Source organism: Amycolatopsis sp. NBC_01488 (genome assembly GCF_036227105.1).
GTDB lineage: Bacteria > Actinomycetota > Actinomycetes > Mycobacteriales > Pseudonocardiaceae > Amycolatopsis.
The window spans coordinates 8,658,374-8,674,293 of record NZ_CP109434.1; the positions used below are offsets into that span (position 1 = coordinate 8,658,374).

Annotated in this window: 12 protein-coding genes and 1 pseudogene; 9 read left to right on the top strand and 4 right to left on the bottom strand. The window is 69.9% G+C overall.

What is annotated here, in order from left to right; genetic code table 11:
* Nucleotides 1-79 precede the first annotated feature (79 nt).
* From OG738_RS40675 to OG738_RS40690, 4 genes are all read left to right on the top strand, one after another.
* Complete coding sequence (locus OG738_RS40675) at nt 80-358, top strand: ATP-binding protein (RefSeq protein ID WP_329049093.1); 279 nt, start codon at nt 80-82, stop codon at nt 356-358.
* Nucleotides 333-2,834: an ATP-binding protein gene (locus OG738_RS40680; protein ID WP_329056991.1), complete on the top strand. Its 2,502-nt coding sequence runs from the start codon at nt 333-335 to the stop codon at nt 2,832-2,834. The genes OG738_RS40675 and OG738_RS40680 overlap by 26 nt, the downstream gene beginning before the upstream one ends.
* A gap of 153 nt (nt 2,835-2,987) precedes the next feature.
* The gene (locus OG738_RS40685) at nt 2,988-3,278 is read left to right on the top strand and encodes a hypothetical protein (protein WP_329049094.1); all 291 of its coding nucleotides are present in this window, start codon (nt 2,988-2,990) and stop codon (nt 3,276-3,278) included.
* Nucleotides 3,279-3,614: 336 nt separating this feature from the next.
* Nucleotides 3,615-4,109: a chitosanase gene (locus OG738_RS40690; RefSeq protein WP_329049096.1), complete on the top strand. Its 495-nt coding sequence runs from the start codon at nt 3,615-3,617 to the stop codon at nt 4,107-4,109.
* Between the two features lie 7 nt (nt 4,110-4,116).
* On the opposite strand, the gene OG738_RS40695 is transcribed toward OG738_RS40690, so the two are convergent.
* Together OG738_RS40695 and OG738_RS40700 are read right to left on the bottom strand one after the other, a co-directional pair.
* Nucleotides 4,117-5,925: a glycoside hydrolase family 9 protein gene (locus OG738_RS40695; protein WP_329049097.1), complete on the bottom strand. Its 1,809-nt coding sequence runs from the start codon at nt 5,923-5,925 to the stop codon at nt 4,117-4,119.
* Nucleotides 5,926-6,001: 76 nt separating this feature from the next.
* Complete coding sequence (locus OG738_RS40700; protein WP_329049098.1) at nt 6,002-7,141, bottom strand: ROK family transcriptional regulator; 1,140 nt, start codon at nt 7,139-7,141, stop codon at nt 6,002-6,004.
* A 139-nt stretch (nt 7,142-7,280) separates the two neighbouring features.
* On the opposite strand from OG738_RS40700, the gene OG738_RS40705 reads away from it, so the two are divergent.
* Nucleotides 7,281-8,117 carry a glycoside hydrolase family 16 protein gene (locus OG738_RS40705; protein WP_329049099.1) on the top strand — a complete coding sequence of 279 codons (837 nt, stop codon included), beginning with the start codon at nt 7,281-7,283 and terminating at the stop codon, nt 8,115-8,117.
* A 159-nt stretch (nt 8,118-8,276) separates the two neighbouring features.
* Here the strand turns inward: OG738_RS40705 and OG738_RS40710 are convergent, their stop codons facing one another.
* The gene (locus tag OG738_RS40710; protein ID WP_329049100.1) at nt 8,277-9,110 is read right to left on the bottom strand and encodes an SDR family NAD(P)-dependent oxidoreductase; all 834 of its coding nucleotides are present in this window, start codon (nt 9,108-9,110) and stop codon (nt 8,277-8,279) included.
* Nucleotides 9,111-9,278: 168 nt separating this feature from the next.
* Between OG738_RS40710 and OG738_RS40715 the strand changes: the two genes are divergently transcribed.
* The 3 genes from OG738_RS40715 (at nt 9,279) to OG738_RS40725 (ending at nt 11,663) form a co-directional block, all read left to right on the top strand.
* Nucleotides 9,279-9,824: an MmyB family transcriptional regulator gene (locus OG738_RS40715; protein WP_329049101.1), complete on the top strand. Its 546-nt coding sequence runs from the start codon at nt 9,279-9,281 to the stop codon at nt 9,822-9,824.
* 227 nt (nt 9,825-10,051) lie between these two features.
* The gene (locus OG738_RS40720) at nt 10,052-10,828 is read left to right on the top strand and encodes an SDR family oxidoreductase (RefSeq protein ID WP_329049102.1); all 777 of its coding nucleotides are present in this window, start codon (nt 10,052-10,054) and stop codon (nt 10,826-10,828) included.
* A gap of 169 nt (nt 10,829-10,997) precedes the next feature.
* The gene (locus tag OG738_RS40725) at nt 10,998-11,663 is read left to right on the top strand and encodes a cation:proton antiporter domain-containing protein (protein WP_329049104.1); all 666 of its coding nucleotides are present in this window, start codon (nt 10,998-11,000) and stop codon (nt 11,661-11,663) included.
* Between the two features lie 1,904 nt (nt 11,664-13,567).
* Here the strand turns inward: OG738_RS40725 and OG738_RS44815 are convergent.
* Nucleotides 13,568-14,092: pseudogene (locus OG738_RS44815) on the bottom strand (DUF6531 domain-containing protein); the annotation flags it as partial.
* Nucleotides 14,093-14,829: 737 nt separating this feature from the next.
* Here OG738_RS44815 and OG738_RS40735 point away from each other — a divergent pair.
* The gene (locus OG738_RS40735; RefSeq protein WP_329049106.1) at nt 14,830-15,879 is read left to right on the top strand and encodes a hypothetical protein; all 1,050 of its coding nucleotides are present in this window, start codon (nt 14,830-14,832) and stop codon (nt 15,877-15,879) included.
* The last annotated feature ends 41 nt before the right edge of the window (nt 15,880-15,920 follow it).

Here is a 15,920-nt window from a genome sequence, read left to right on the forward strand (position 1 = left end):
GTCGTCGCCGGGTACGCACGGGTGAAGGTGCATTCTCGCGCGTAGGTGGACGGGCCGGGCGAACTCTATGGTGTTGGGCATGACAGGTGAGTTCGTCGGGCGGGTCCGCGAGGCCGATCTGCTCGCCGCCCGGCTCGACGAGGCGCGGTCCGGGCGCGGCCGGCTCGTCCTGATCACCGGGGAGCCGGGGATCGGCAAGACCCGGCTCGCGCAGGAGACGGTTGCGCGGGCCGCGGCGGCGGGCGTCCCGGTCGCCTGGGGCCGAGCCAGCGACGACGAGGGTAGTCCGCCGTACTGGATCTTCCGGCAGATCGTCAGCGCTGGGCGGCAGGCTGCCGCCTGCCCTCGCCGGAGGTGACACGACGGCCGACTCGGCGACGGCTCGCTTCGAGGCGTTCGAAGCCGTCGCCGACCAGTTGCGCGGCGCCGCCGAGCCGGCCGGGCTGCTGGTGGTGCTCGACGATCTGCAGTGGGCCGACGCGGCGTCGCTGGCGCTGCTGGTGCACGCCGCGCGCGGGATGTCGCGGTCGAGGCTGCTGTTCGTGGCGACCTACCGGGACACCGAGACCGGCGGCCGCGAGGCGTTGACGTCGGCGCTGGCGGCGTTGGCCCACGAAGCGGAGCAGACGCGCGTCCGCCTGGTCGGGCTGCCGACCGCGGACGTCCAGCGCCAGCTCGAGCTCGCCACCGGCGACGCGGTGTCCTCGGACGTCGCCGCGGTCGTCAGCCGCCGCACCGGCGGCAACCCGTTCTTCGTGAACGAGCTGGCGCCGCTGCTCGAAGGTGACACGCTGCCGGACGGCGTGCTCGACACCGTCCGCGCGCGGCTGGCCCGGCTCAGCGGCTGCTGCCGGGAGCTGATCGCCACCGCCGCCGCGCTGGGGAGTGAACCGGTGCCGCCGGAGCTGGCCGCGGTGACCGACCGGCCGGTCGAGGTCGTGCTCGGCGCGCTCGACGAGGCCGGCGCCGCGGGCCTGCTCGTCCGCGCGGACGGGTGGCGTTTTCGCCACGACCTCATCCGCGAAGCAGCGCGGGTCGACCTGCCGACGGCGACCCGCGCCGGCGCGCACGCCCGGATGGCGGCCTGGCTGGCCGCTCGTCCCGATGCTGCCGAGCGGGCCACGGAAATCGCGCACCACTGGCTGGCGTCGCTGCCGGTCGGGGAGCCCCGCGAGGCCGTCGAATGGGCCGAGCGCGCGGGCGACCAGGCGCTGGACCGCCTCGCCTGGGAACAGGCGGCCGACCGCTACCGGCAGGCGCTGGACGTCGGCGCGCCGCTGTCGGCCGGCGACCGGGGACGGTTGCTGCTGCGGCAGGCCACCGCGTTGACCCGCAACGGCGACATCCAGCCCGCCGCAGCGATCCTCGCTCGGGCAGCGGAGGCTGCGCGCGAAGCCGGTGACCCCCATGCGCTCGGCGCGGTTGCCCTTGCCATGGAAGGACTTTCCGATCCGTGGGGCGAATTCCGCGGCGATCGGCTGGCGGCCGAGGCACTCGCCCAGCTGCCCGACGAGGACAGCCCGATGCGCGCCCGGCTGCTGGCGTTGCTGGCGGGTGAGGCCGGGTTCGTCGGCGGTGTCGACCCGGAACGCGTGTCGGGCGAGGCGCTCGCGATGGCGGAACGGCTCGGCGACACGCGGGTGCTCCGCTCGGCGCTGCGATCCCGGCAGATGGCGCGTTCGGGGCCGGACGGCGTGTACGAGCGGCTCGAGCTGGCCGAGCGGATGTACGCGCTCGGCCAGTCCGAACAGGACGACGAGACCACGCTGTGGGGCTGGCTCTGGCGGTTCGACGGGTTCATGATGCTCGGCCGGGTGGACGACGCGGAGGCGACGCTGACGCCGATGCGGCTGCTGACCGACCGGTTGCGGCGGCCGCTCGCCCGGTGGCAGTACCTGCGCGCCGTGGCCGCCGTCCAGGCGAGCCGGGGCCGGTTCGACGACGCCATCGCAACGGTCCGGGAGTGCTTGCGGCTGACCGAGGGCCGTACGCACGACTCGATGCGCGGCGTTTCGCTGTTCGTGCTGATCATCATCGACGGTCTTGCGGGCCGCGGCGACCTGCTCACCGCTGAGGAGTTCGAGTTGTTCGACCGCTACACGCCGGCCTTCGCCTCACCAATCTACGCGCTCTACCTGGCGCGGCGGGGGGATTTCGAGCGTGCCGGGCTGATCATGCGCCGCTCCGAGGGCCCCGACGCGTTTCCCCAGCCCGCGCTGCTGCCCGCGCTCGCGACCAGGGCCGAGCTGGCGGCGATGCTCGGCGAGCCGGACATCGCCGCGGACATGGCCGCCCGGCTGCGACCCGCCGCCGACCTGTTCGTCACCGGCGGCGCCGGGACCGTGACGAACGTCGGCTCGGTGCGAACCTACCTGGGGATCGCGCAGGCGGCGTGCGGGCGGCTCGACGAGGCCGTCCGCGAGATCCGGCTCGGTATCACCGCCAACGACACGGCCGGCCTGGCGCCGTACGCCGCCCTCGCCCGCTTCGAGCTGGCCCAGGTGCTGGCGCGCCGTCGTCGTCCCGGCGACCTCGAGGCGGCTGCCGCGTTGTGCGCGACGGCGACGGCGTCGGCCGCACAGCTCGGGATGGCGCCGCTGCGTCATCGTGCCGACGAGTTCGCGGCGACCCTCCGCGGCGACGCGCCCGCCGGGCTGACGCCGCGTGAAGCCGAGGTCGCCGGGCATGTCGCGCAGGGCCTGACGAACAAGCAGGTCGCGGCGTTGATGCACATTTCCGAGCGCACGGCCGAAAGCCACGTCCAGCACATCCTGGCCAAGCTGGGCCTGGCCAACCGCACCCAGATCGCCGCCTGGTCGGCCCAGCGCTCCTGACCGCGACGCGGACCCCGTTCCGCACGCGACACCTTCAGCGGCATTCCGTACCCGCTCTCCGTACCAGCACGGATCCCCCTGGCGCGCGCGGCTGACACGGTGGTCGCACGCCCTGGCGACGCCGGGGACGCAGCCACGGGACAGGGAGTAGCAGTGACCAATCCGGGATTCATGGGACAGCAGGCCGCCCAGCAGGCGGCGGCCTCCGCGCGGAACGCCGCGATGCAGCAGGCGTCCCGCGCAAGCCAGCAGACCGTCCGGCATGCCAGCAGCCTCAACCACCAGACGTACCACCCGGCCCGAGGCGTGGTCGGCCGGCTGTTCACCTTCGTGTTCGGCCTCGTCACCTTCGCGGTGGCGCTGGGCATCCTGCTGCTCATCCTCAGCCAGGCGCAGCCCCAGTGGTACCACCAGATCCTCACCTGGCTCCACCACCTGTCCTGAGCGAAGACCAGCAGCCGGCTTCTCGCGACATCGCCTCGCGGGCCGCAGACCGGCGTGCACCCGCGGAGCCGCCGCCGGGTTCGCCTTGACCGCAGAACTGGCATTCGGTGCCGGTGTCGGTGAGCGGCCCGGCGGTGCAGGCGCGGCGCCCCTGGTCGTCCTCCTCGGCTTGCCTGGTGCTCACCTTGATGCGACCGCGGGACCGCAACTTGGTGTGCCCTGTCCAGGCACTGCAGGTTCCGGGAGCCGGCAAGGGGCGCCCGTCTCACTGGACCCGCGTGGCGGTCGACCGCAAGCTTTCCCCAAAGTCTCCTCAACCCTCGGCGGCGACAGTCGATGGGCCCGGCGAGCACGGGCGCCGGGTCCGGTTTCCGAACAGAGGAGAAGCGACATGAGCAACTGTTCCCCCATGGCGAGATCCGGGCGGGTGGGTCGAAGAACTCCGGTTACCCCGACGCCTGGCGGCAGGCCGCGGGTGACCAGGTCTTCCGCGACGTCCAGGAGTCCGAACGGGACCGGAGCTATTTCGACCCGGCCGTTTCACTGGCCAAACAGGACGGTCTGCGAGCGCTGGGTCAGTTCGCCTGCTACGACGCTGCGGTGGTGCACGGGTACAACGGCCTCCAGTCGATCCGTTCCCGCGCGCTCGGGCGCGCCACCCCGCCGGCCCAGGGCGGCGACGAGGCCGCATATCTCAACGCTTTCCTCGACGAGCGCGTGATCGAGATGAAGAAGGAAGCCGCGCAACGCGTCTGGCTCCAGCAAGGCAACTTCGACCTCGCCACCCGGCTTCGCCGGCACGTTTACGGCCAGGCCTTCGAAATCGCGTGACGGACCTTCATCCGGCCGAAGCAAGCGCGAAGTACAGCAGTCCGGTCGCGGTGAAGTCGTCGGCGGGCTCGACGCTCTGCCAGGCTCCGACGTCGTCGAGGTAGCGGGCACCGTGGCCGTCGAAGCGGGCGAAGTCCGGGACGGCGCAGGCACGCATCGTCGGGAAATGGTTGAGCTCGGCGAACTTTTTCGCTTGGTTCGGGCCGTTCACCGCGGCGCCGGCGAGGGGCTCGCCGGTCAGGTTGGCGGCCTGGTGTTCCGGGCAGTGCGGGTAGACGGTACCGGCGCCGATGACGAACGACGAGCCCCATGCGTTCGCGCCGAGCACCCAGTTTCGCTGCCCGGTGGCGAATGCGGCATAGGTGCCGGTGCCGGTGACGCGCGCGTGGAGCAGCGCGGTCGTGGCGAGGCCGAAGGTGTGCGGGACGGAGTCGAACTCCGTGTAGCTCGCTCCGGCGCGGAAAGGATCCTTGGCGGCGCGGTCGCGGCCGGCGTCGAGCTGGCGCGTGAGGTCACCGAGCAGGTCCTCACGGCTGACGTCGGCGACCGGCTGTCCTCGGTCGACGAGGCGGATGAGGTCCGCGTGCGCGAGTGCGCTGACGTCCCCCACGCCAAGGGTGCCTTTGGTATCCGACGCGAGGTATGCGGCAGCCCAGCTTCCGGCGTCGCGGGCCCAATCGCCGGTGCGCGGATCATCGAGTGCCTGGCCCGCCAAGGCGAGTTCCGCCGCCGCGAGTTCGAGGTCGTCCTGCCAGGAGTCCTCCGGGTAGAAGGCGTGCGGGAACGCGGTGGTCAGCTCGCCGTCCGGCCGGCGATCCGCCTGGGCGTAGAGCTTCGCGGCCTTGTCGAGCTTGCGCCGCGCGCCGTAGCCGGTGTCCAGCTGGGCGGCGAGGGCGAACGCGGCCGCGACCTTGCCGGCCAGGTTCGGGCTGATCGGCGCTCCGGGCTCGGCGGCCCGGAACACCGGCCGGTCGGTGAGCTCGTCGGTCTCCGGAAGCCGCCAGATGTCGTGGTCGGAGCGGACGGCCTCGTTCCCCGCCCCGATGCCGACCTGGGCGTAGAGCGTGCCGGAGTCGTCGTCCCACATCCGGTCCAGCCAGTCCATGCCGTGCCGGGTCTCGGCGGCGAGATCGGCGCCGCCGACGCGTGAATCCCGTTGCGCCAGCAACAAAGCCGAGACCGAGTACGCGGCGGTGTGCGTGAACTTCAGGAAGTCCCCCGCGTCGGCCCAGCCGCCGGACACGTCGACCGGGCCGCCGTCCGGAGCCAGCTGCCCGTCGAGCAGTTCCGTGCCTTCCTCGTTGTAGCGCGGCGTCCGGTAGACCGTCGCGTGGCGGTCGTTCAGGTGCGCCGGTCCGCGCCGCAGGCCTGATCGGACGAAGCCGGCGCCGTCCCGCTGGGCTTGGAAGAACTTGACGTTCGACGCGACGATGGGCCCGAACAGGTCGGCGGCCGGGGCCACCCGGAACGGCGGCGACGGCGGAGCACCGGGTACCTGGACTCGATAGCTGCCGGGCGTCTTCACCGCCGAAAGGTCCAGCACCCGCACTGCCGTGAAGGAATCGTTCCAGGCTCCGGTCGTCGCGCCCGCGGCACCGGAGAACACCGTCTGCCCGGCGGTGTCGACGACCTGGAACCCGACTTCGCCGGGGTCCTGCTGAGCGAACAGGTAGGCGTGCTTGGTTTCCCCGGGTGCGTAGCCGACCTGGTCCACCCGGACGAAGCCGGTGACCGGCGGTTCGGGAGTGGCGCTGCAGCCGGCGAAGAGCGCGGTGCCGAGCACGACGGCGATCGGTGCGGACATCTTGGGACGCATTGCGCGACCTTCACCCCGGTTCGATGAGACGACGATGGGATATCACCTGTTCATGAGAGGTGCCAACAGCGTTGGCTCACAGCGGGAACAGCTTGGACTTGGCCATGGCCAATGCGGCGTGCAGCGCTCCGGTGCGGACCGCGTCGCCCGGTACCGCGCTCAGCTCGAGGCGGGGCCGCGACACCGCGATCTCCGCCAGGTCCGCCCCGATCAGCTCGAGCAGTGCCCCGCCGCCGGCTTCGGCGACGTCCCCGGCGAGCACGATCAGCTCGGGATCCAGCACGGACACCACCGAGGCCAGGCCCGTGGCCAGCCTGGTCGCGAGTTCGGCAAGGAACGGGCCGGGCCCGGCGCGGCCGACGGCCTCGGCCGCCGACTCCCCGCCGACGCCGTGTGCCCGGGCAAGCTCCAGGACCGCCGCGGCACCGGCCGTCAGCTGGAAGCCGCCGTGCCCGCCCCGGCCGACGTCGCGGGACAACGGCGCGCCTGGCACCGGCAGGTAGCTGACCTCACCGGCGGCGCCGTTGGCACCATGGCGGATCCGGCCGTCCACCACCACGGCCATGCCCAGCCCGTCGGACACCCACAGCAGGACGAAGCTGTCGACGCCCTGCGCGTGACCGATCCGCATCTCCGCGATCGCCGCCGCGTTCACGTCGTTCTCCAAGGCGACGTCGATCCCCAGCGCGGCGGTCAGGGAGGCCGGCAGATCCGGCAGATGCCACCCGGTCATGTGCGGCGCGAACCCCAGTTCACCCGTTCGCGGATGGATCGCACCCGGCGTCGCGATCACCACCTGGTGCAGGTCGGCGACCCGGAGGCCCGCCTGGGCCGCAGCGGCTTCGATGGTGGGACGCAGCCGCGTGAGGGAGCCTGCGGGGACTTCGCGTTCGGCCACGGAGACTCCGGTCGCGTCCACGATGGCGACCGCGGTACGCCACGGCGTCACGCTGACCCCCGCGACATGCACCGAGCGCGGGTTCGCGACGAACAGCCTGGCGTTCGGCCCCCGCTCCCCGGCCCCGTCGACACCGGCCGGCAGCACGAGACCGCTCGCCTCCAGCCGGCCGATCACCTGGGTCACGGTCGGATGCGTCAGCCCGGTCAGCTCGACGAGTTGCGCCCTCGACAGCGCGCCCCGCGCCAGCAGCAGCTCGAACGCCGCCTTGTCGTTGATGGTCCGCAAGAGCCCCGGACGCCCCGGTTTGGTGATCAACAAACTCCTTCTTGCAGGATTCCTTCATGAAGCTTCGCCCAGTATGGCACATGCTTGACGGTCAGCGTCGCAGGTCATAGCCTCGTCCACTATATGAAGGGTTCCTTCATATAGTGGTCTCCGACCTCGAGGAGGAGTCTTGAACCGTCTCTTGAGGATCTGCGGCGCCTTGATGCTCTTCGGAGCAGCGCTGACGCCGGTCACACCGGCCATCGCCGCGCCGGCGTGGATCCCGGTCTGGCAGGACGACTTCGACGGGGAAGCCGGCAGCCCGCCGGACCCGGGCAAGTGGACCGCCCAGATCGGCGGCGACGGCTGGGGCAACCAGGAACTGGAGTACTACACCGCCAGTACCCGCAATGCCGCGCTCAACGGTGAAGGTCAGCTGGCCATCTCCGCGCTCGAGGAACAGCCGGAAGGCTCTACGTGCTGGTACGGCCCGTGCCGGTACAGCTCGGCGCGGTTGACCACCAAGGACAAGTTCGCCCAGCAGTACGGCAAGATCGAAGCCAGGATGAAGGTGCCTTCGGGCAAGGGCATGTGGCCGGCCTTCTGGATGATGGGCAACGACTTCGACACCGCGGAATGGCCGAACTGCGGCGAGATCGACGTCATGGAGAATGTCGCCAGCGAGCCGGACACCGTGTACGGCACCCTCCACGGCCCCGGCTACTTCGACGAAAACGGCCCGGGCGGATCCACTCGCACCCCGGACGGCACCCCGCTCTCCGCGGCCTTCCACACCTACGGCGTCGAGTGGCAGCCGAACTCGGTGTCCTGGTTCATCGACGACACGCGCTACCTGACCTTGACGCCCGCCAACATCCCCGCCGGCAACCGCTGGGTCTTCGACCACCCGTTCTTCACGCTCCTGAACCTCGCGGTGGGCGGAACCTGGCCGGGCAGCCCCGACTCCTCGACCGCATTCCCGCAGCAGCTGCTCGTCGACTACGTCCACGTGTTCAGCGCCGCCTGACACCGGCGTATCCCTTGGCCCGGCCCCGACAGCCAGGCCAAGGGATACACCCCGGGGCGCCGGTCGTCGCACACGAGCGGGCTGCTCTTCGGCCCGATTACGATCCAGCACCAGCCGCAGACGGCAGCCAAACGTGTCTGCGCCGACCGATGGTGAAGGTCAGTCCAGGTGCGCGGTGGCGACCGACTTCTCCTGCCACGGCCTGATGTCGTCGGCGATGTGGTCCACCTTGACCTGCCAGCGGTCGATGGCGTCGCCGCCGAGCAACAGGTGGGCAGGCAGCTTGTCCTGACCGGTGACCTCGTGGATGAGGGCCGCGCCCTTGACCGGGTCGCCCAGTTGGGTGTGGTTGGCTTCGCCGACCCAGTCCAATGTGGAGTGTGCCGGGGTGCCGTCGTAGGCCGGGATGCGGTTCGCCGGGACGGACAGCGAGCTCTGGTCGAGGAAGTCGGTGCGGAACACGCCCGGCTCGACGACCATGCTCTGGATCCCGAAGGGCGCCAGCTCCACTGACAATGCCTCGCTGATACCGGCGACCGCGAACTTCGATGCGCTGTACCTGCTCACGCCGGGCTCGCCCTCGAAGCCGGAGCGCGATCCGATGTGGACGATCTTGCCGCCGCCCGCTTCCCGCAGGTACGGCAGCACCGCGCGAGTCATGTTGATCAGCCCGAAGACGTTCAGGTCGAACAGCGACCGCGCCTCGGCGTCGCTGACCTCCTCCAGCGCGCCGAGCAGACCTCGCCCGGCGTTGTTGACCAGGACGTCGATGCCACCGAACCGCTCTGCCACGGACTCCACGGCCGGGCCGATGGCGGCGGTGTCGGTCACGTCCAGCGCGACCGGGAACACCCGCTCGGCGGTCTTGAGGTCGTCGGGCAGGCGGTCCGGGTTGCGCACCGCGACCGCGACCGTGTCGCCGCCGGCCAAGGCCGTGCGGGCGATCTCCGCGCCGAGTCCGCGGGACGCTCCGGTGATGAACCAGGTGGCCATGATCTCGTCCTTCCGCTGGGCCCTTCCCGGGGCCGGTTGATGACTGTGCCCTGCACACAACCAGCCGTGAGCAGCGAAAAGGTGGCCGAACCGGGCCCTGCCGGTCGGGGGACGAACTGGGCGACCCTGAGCCCGGTCCGGCGCCCCGGCCGGCTGCACCCTGGTTCCATGGACACCACACCGAGACTCCCCCGTCAGCGTGTGCGTCCGGCCACCCGCCGGCTCATGGAGGGCCTTCGCGCGCCGGCGTATCTGCTGGGCCGCCGGCTGGACATGCTGGCCGGCAACCGGCTCGCCGGCGCGCTCATCGCGGACTTTCCGTCCGTGCCCCGGCCGGAGCGCAACCAGGCCAGGTTCGTCTTCACCGACCCTCACGCCCGCGAGCTGTTCGCCGACTGGCCCGCCGCGGCGGGCACCACGACCGCGTTGCTGCACCGTTACGCGCGACGCCACCACGACGACCCCGAACTCCGAGAGCTGATCGGCGACCTGTCCATCCGCAGCCCCGAGTTCGCCGCCCGGTGGGCGGACACCCGGCAGCGCACGACCGAGGTCACCGCGTACCACCACCCGCTGGTCGGCGACCTCACCCTGACCTGCCAGACCTGGCGGGAAGCAGGCGACCCGGACCAGCTGCTGGTCGTGCAGACCGCCGAACCGGGGTCATCCTCCGAGGCTGCGCTGACCCTGCTGGCTCAGCTCGCCACCCGGTAGCCACCCCTCGGCCCCGCGGGCCTTCTAGATTTGCGGCGCCGCGCTGCCCGCCGGCCGCCGCGTCCGCGGCAAGCTCGTCATCACCTTCTGAACGTCGCCCGCGCCAAAGGGGACCACTTTGTCCCTGGATACGCGGAGCCCTTTTCGACCCCCTTTTCCGGTGGCACGACTGGTTTTCTGAGGACACAGACCAATCAGGTCCGCCAGGGACTCGGAAAGGAACCATCATGTCGCAGGTCATCACCACCACCCCGCTCACCGGCCGCGTCGCCGTCGTCACCGGCGCCAGCAGCGGCATCGGCGAGGCCACCGCGGAGCGGCTCGCCCAGCTCGGGGCCAAGGTCGCCGTCGCGGCCCGGCGCCAGGAAAACCTCGACGCGCTCGTGGCCCGGATCACCGAAGCCGGCGGCACCGCGCTGGCCGTTGCGCTCGACGTGACCGACCGCGAGGCCGTGCGCGAAGCGGCCCAGCGGGTCGAGCGGGAGCTGGGGCGCGTCGACCTCGTCGTCAACAACGCCGGCGTGCAGCTGATCTCGCCGATCGAAGACCTCAAGGTCGACGACTGGCAGCGCCAGATCGACCTGAACGTCACGGGCGTGATGAACGTTCTCGGCGCGTTCGTGCCCCAGCTGATCGCTTCCGCGGCCGACGGCGGCCCCGCCGACCTGATCACGACGTCCTCCATCGCGGCGACGCGCGTCCTGGAAAAGTTTTCCGTCTACTCGGGAACCAAGGCCTACATCAGCCACTTCTCCCGCCTCGCGCGGGTCGAGCTGGGCCGGAAGATGGTGCGGGTGTCGGCGGTCGAACCCGGCATGGTCGACACCGAGCTGCCCGACCACGTCACCGACCCCGACGCCAGCAAGCTGATGGCCGACCTGCTCAACGACATCGAGTGTCTCAGCCCCGCCGACGTCGCGGAGACGATCGCGTTCATCGCGTCGGTCCCGCGGCACGTCAACCTCACCGAAATCACCATCCTTCCGACGGCCCAGGCGGTCTGACCGCAACGGGTGAGGGGGCGCACCGGCCGGACCGGTGCGCCCCTTCGGCGTTCCCGGCCGCATCTTCAAAGGACCCTCATGCACACCAACGCACTTCTCGTCCTGATCGGGGTCGTGGTGGCAGGCGCGCAAGCGGCTTCGCCGGCTCCAGCTCCCCGCGCCGACGCTGATGTTCCTGGCCGGCGCGGTCCTCGCCTTGCTGCCCACCACCGCCCGGGTCGAGCTGCCCCCGGAACTGGTCCTGGTCGTCCTGCTGCCGATCATTCTCTACTGGGAGGCGTACTCGACGTCCATCGCCCAGGTCCGCCGGTACTGGCGACCGGTGCTCCTCCTGGGCGTCCCGCTCGTGATCGGCACGGCCGCGGTCGCCGCCCTCGTGGCCCATGCGTTCGGCCTCGGCTGGGCGGCGGCCTGGATCCTGGGCGCGGTGCTCGCCCCCGCCGATGCCAGCGCGGTCGCCACCTACGCCCGGGCGCTGCCGTCCCGGTGGATGACCGTGCTGCGCGGGGAAAGCCTCATCAACGACGGCACCGCGCTCGTCGTCCTGGGGATCGCGATCGGCGCCGCCGGCGGGCAGCTCACGACCCTGCGGCTCGGCTGGTCCTACACCGTGGGTATCGCGGTCGGGCTCGCGGTCGCGGTCGTCGTGTTGCTGATCCTGCGCCACGTTCGCGAGCCGCTGGTGGTGGGGACTGTGGCCCTGGCGCAGCCCTTTGCGGCGGCGATGCTCGCCGAGACCCTGCACGCCGCCGTGCGGGTGAAAACATGCGTCGTGCTATTCGATCCGGCCTGCTCGGTGATCGACGCCGGTTGGGTTTGGTCGAGGGTGTCGTAGGACGCGGTGAACAGGGCGCTGGTGCCGGAGGTGACCGAGGTCAGCTGGTTGGTGTCGCTGTAGTTCGCCTGGCCGCCCGGGTTGGTGGTGGTCAGGTTGCCGGCGCCGTCGTAGCCGACTGTCGTGCTGTCGATCTTCGTCATCTGGTTGGCGTTGTTGACGGTGTAGGTGTGACCGTCCCCGGCGGTGACGTTGCCGGCGTTGTCGTAGCTGTAGGTGCGAGCGCCGGCTTTAGTGAGGCGGCCGAGTCCGTCGTAGGTGTTGTCGGCCGTTCCGGAGGCGTCGTTGCGCGACTGGATTTGGCCGGTGTCGGTGCCGTCGGGCCGGGTGTAGCGGTAGGAGGTCGAGAACACCGCTGTCCCGGCCGGGTTCTTGACCGTAATCCCGGTCTGCCGGGCGGACTTGTCGAGGGTGATGGTTTCGGTGGTGCCGCCGGGCAGCGTGGCCGAGGTGCGGTGGTCGGCGTTGTCGTAGCCGTAGGTGGTGGTCTTGGTCGCCTGGTCCTTGATCGAGGTCAGCCGGTTCGCGGGGTCGTAGCCGTAGTAGATCCAGCCGGTGGGGTCGTCGACAGCGGTGACGTTGTCGGCCCGGTCGTAGTGGTAGGTCGCGGTTCCGGTGGTCGTGCCCGCGGTGCGCACGACGCGGGTCAGCAGACGTCGTTCGTAGCTGTTGGTGAAGGTGGCCCCGGTGGTGCTTGCGATGGTGCGGTTGCCGGTTTTGTCGTAGGTGTAGGCGGCCAGTCCAGTGCCGTCGGCCTTGGCGACGGAGACGACGTGGTCGAGCTTGTCGTAGCCGTAGACGAGCTTGATGCCGTTACCATCGGTGACGCTGGTGACCCGGGAGAGCGAGTCGTAGGTGTAAGTGGTCGGCTTCAGCGGCAGTGGCGGAGTGACCGTGATGAGGTTTCCGGCAGTGTCGTAGCCATAGGCGGTGGTGTGCCCGTTGCCGTCGATCGCCGAGGCGACCAGACCACGTGCGTAGGTGTATCGGGCGACGTCGGCGTTAAGCGCATCGGAGTGCACGGCAGTGACGTTGCCGAAGGTGTCGTAGCTGCTGGTGACCTTGTTGCCGGAGAAGTCCGCGATCTGGGTGGGCAGGTGCGGATGGGCGGTGTCGGTGTAGCCGAGGCTCATCGCCGCACCGGTCGGGAGCTTGCCGCCCTTGAGGTTGTTGAGCGGGTCGTAGTCGTAGGTCACCGAGTTGTTCAGCCCGTCGGTCAGCGACGCGACATCACCGTGGGCGGACCAGGACTGGGTACGGTTGTGACCGAGGGCGTCGGTCGCCTTGGTCTGCCGGTACTGGTTGTCGAAGGTGTAGGTGGTCTTGTGGCCGTTCGGGTCGGTCACTATCGTCGTGCCGGTCCCGTAGGCGTAGCCGGTGGTGCTGGCGACGCCGTCGTAGTTGGGTTCGGCCACCTGCGTCACCGCGCCGTTCGCGTCGTAAGTAAGGGTGTACACCCGGCCCAGCGTGGTGGTCAGGCTGGTGATGTGGCCGTCGGCGTCGAGGCCGAAGCTCATCTTGTCGCCGGCTCGGTTGGTGATCCCGGTCATGCGTCCGCTGCTGGGATCCCAGCTGTAGGATGCGGCGATTTGTCCGGTCGGGTCGGTCACCGACTGGGGCAAGCCGTTGCTGTCGCGGATGAGGGTGGTAACCCGGCCCTGGGTGTCGGTGATCGAAGCCAGCGAATAGTCGGAGTTGTAGCGGTAGGTGATGGCGTGACCGTTGCGGTCGGCCTGGGACGAGAGCTGCCCGTCACCGGTGAACGACCACACCTGGCCGGAGTCGTCCTGGGTGAGGTGGTAGGTGCCGTTGGCGAGCTTCGTCAGCGTCGCGTGCGAGCCGGACGGCGTGGTGTAGCTGCCATCGGCGTTCTGCGTGTACTCCGAGCAGTACCCGGTCGCGTCCCGGACGATGACCGAGCCGAGCATCACCCGGAGGCGGATGTCGTCGCCGGCCGAGATCGTCCAGTGCCCGCCCAGCTCGTTGCCCCAGGAGTCTTGGCTGTTGTAGGTGGCGTCGAAGGACATGTCGAGGCCAGTGCCTTTGACCGTCAGCTCGCGGTCGGTGAGCACGGCGTTGCCGTCGGCCCGGTTGACCAGCAGTTCGGTGCGGTCGGAGATGGGGTAGCGGTCCATCGCGAACCACGGCTGGGTTCCGACGGGCGCTCCCGACGCGCAGGTGAGCGTTCGTGGTGACTGCGCGGATCTCGGTGCCGTCCGCGTGGGTCCGGCCGGGAGCCGGTCGGCCGGGACGCCAGTCGGCGTGTGGTTGACGCCGGCCGGCGGGGTCCAGGACGCCGGCAGCGGCACCCCGTGGTGCGCCGGCTCCGGGGCCGCGGACGCGGTCGCCGGAACCGCCGCGACCAGCGCGGCGGTCGAGGTTATCGTGATTGTGCGCAGCACACAGTGCCGCAACGACTTTCGTCGCATGGAAATATGACTCCTCTCGGAGCCTTCCGGCTCCACCCAATAGTTTCGCGAACGTGGGCGGCAGTTCGAACTGTTGGCTGCGTTGCCGATCGCGACTGCCGCTGGCTGGTATTTCGACGCACGCGACTGAGGACCGCGGTGCGGAGAACCGGCCACACCTCGGGAACTGAGAGTGGGCCACCGGCGCGCCGACGGGAACACGCGCCGGAACGGCCATTACGCGCTACAGGTCGCCGGAGAACAGGTCCGTTTGGAGGGACATGTCACCGTTGTGGCTCTGCGCGATGTGGTTCAGGTGTTCGATGTCCACCCGTTTGGTCTATACCTGCGGTGGTTTGATCGCTTAGGATTCTTGGGCTCGTCTCTCGACACGACGTGAGTGGCACCCAGGGGAGGGGTTGGATGAGCACGCTTTACATCCGTGTGTCCGTGGTGACCGATGAGGTACCGGACTCGGCGGGGAGTCGAGCCTGGTTGAAGAGCCACGGCGGAAATCCATGACTTCCGCGCTATCCGGAGCACGAGCCGTGTCGTGCAATGTGTCGCAGCGCCAACAGGGTTCCGGGCGCGACGCTGTAGCTGGCCGGCGATGACTCGCCTTTCGTGACCGTCGCCGTCCTGGGGCACCGACGGCGGTGCTTTTGAGCATTCACCCGGCCTGACCGGATGGTCCAGTTGAGCAGGCAGCCGGACGAACCGCGGGCCGCACCACAACTTCATCAGTTCCGGGAGTGGTCGTGACCACGAATCACCCGAAGAGCAGACGCCACGAGGGTCAGTGGCGAGCTCTCGACGAAGACAGCCTGCTCTACGCGATCGGAGATGTTCTTTACACCGGTGTTTCGCTGAACAACGCCGACATCGTCGTCAGGAAGGTCGTCGCGCCGCTGATCGAGAATGCTCGGAAGAGCTGCGTCGAGCAGCGGGCAACAGCGCACTACGGCTACGACACATTCGACGTCTGGGTCAAACCAGCGCTGGGCGGCCGTGATGGCTCACTCGTAGCTCTGCAGGCGTGCTACGTCCCGGCGGGAGAGCCGTTTCCGGCCAGGCCGCCGATCGCGGTGTGGGAGTGGGGAGAGCCGGCGCCGGGCAGCGGTGGGTCGCTGCGGCATTGGTGGGGCGAAGAGGCGCCGGGCTTCTACGGAGTCGAGGCACCGACCGGTGACTGGCGCGGTGGGCCGACAGGTCGTGATCCCTACCGGTTCATGGACAGCGTCCTGACCGACGACTTCCGGGTGGTGATCACCGCGATGATGCAGGACTTCCGTGACGCGGAGATCGACGAGCCGATGATCATGTTCATGGAACAGTGCCACGTCGCCACGCGGTCGCGGTGTGGCGTCCGAGCGGTCGGACGCAGGAGATCCGGGAGCTACTACGTCGGCTTCTCCGCGAAGGTCGGCCTGAGCCAGGTGCGCCAGGCGGTGTCCGGTCCGCTGATGCGGCAGCTCGGAGCCTTCGCGGCGATCGTCACCGACCCGCTCATCGTGGTGGACGCTGTGCACGAGTCGGTCGTCGTCACGAGCGACGACTTCGCGCACATCGACGTTCCGGTGCCGGCGAACAGCAGTCTTCGAGCCATGGTCCACATGGACCACGCCGAAGGCGTGCTGGACCTGGTTCGGTACTCTGCGAATCATCCCGGTGAGCGGACCCGACCGGTGCGAGGGTCCCTCAAGACTCGCTCAGGTGGTTGGCTCGACGTCCTCGTTCATGCCGTGGGAACGACCAACAGTGCGAAGTCCGACAGGCAATTCGTCATGTGCCGGCTCGAGGTGGCGTGAGTTCGGCCAACAACCGGTCGTCGGCACGTGCGTGCGTCGCG

What these genes read in the sequence shown, in the direction of transcription:
- OG738_RS40710 (WP_329049100.1), bottom strand. Translation starts at nt 9,110, where the DNA reads ATGGCCACCTGGTTCATCACCGGAGCGTCCCGCGGACTCGGCGCGGAG.
- OG738_RS40695 (WP_329049097.1), bottom strand. Translation starts at nt 5,925, where the DNA reads ATGCGTCCCAAGATGTCCGCACCGATCGCCGTCGTGCTCGGCACCGCG.
- OG738_RS40675 (WP_329049093.1), top strand. Translation starts at nt 80, where the DNA reads ATGACAGGTGAGTTCGTCGGGCGGGTCCGCGAGGCCGATCTGCTCGCC.
- OG738_RS40690 (WP_329049096.1), top strand. Translation starts at nt 3,615, where the DNA reads ATGGGCCCGGCGAGCACGGGCGCCGGGTCCGGTTTCCGAACAGAGGAG.
- OG738_RS40720 (WP_329049102.1), top strand. Translation starts at nt 10,052, where the DNA reads ATGTCGCAGGTCATCACCACCACCCCGCTCACCGGCCGCGTCGCCGTC.
- OG738_RS40725 (WP_329049104.1), top strand. Translation starts at nt 10,998, where the DNA reads ATGTTCCTGGCCGGCGCGGTCCTCGCCTTGCTGCCCACCACCGCCCGG.
- OG738_RS40715 (WP_329049101.1), top strand. Translation starts at nt 9,279, where the DNA reads ATGGACACCACACCGAGACTCCCCCGTCAGCGTGTGCGTCCGGCCACC.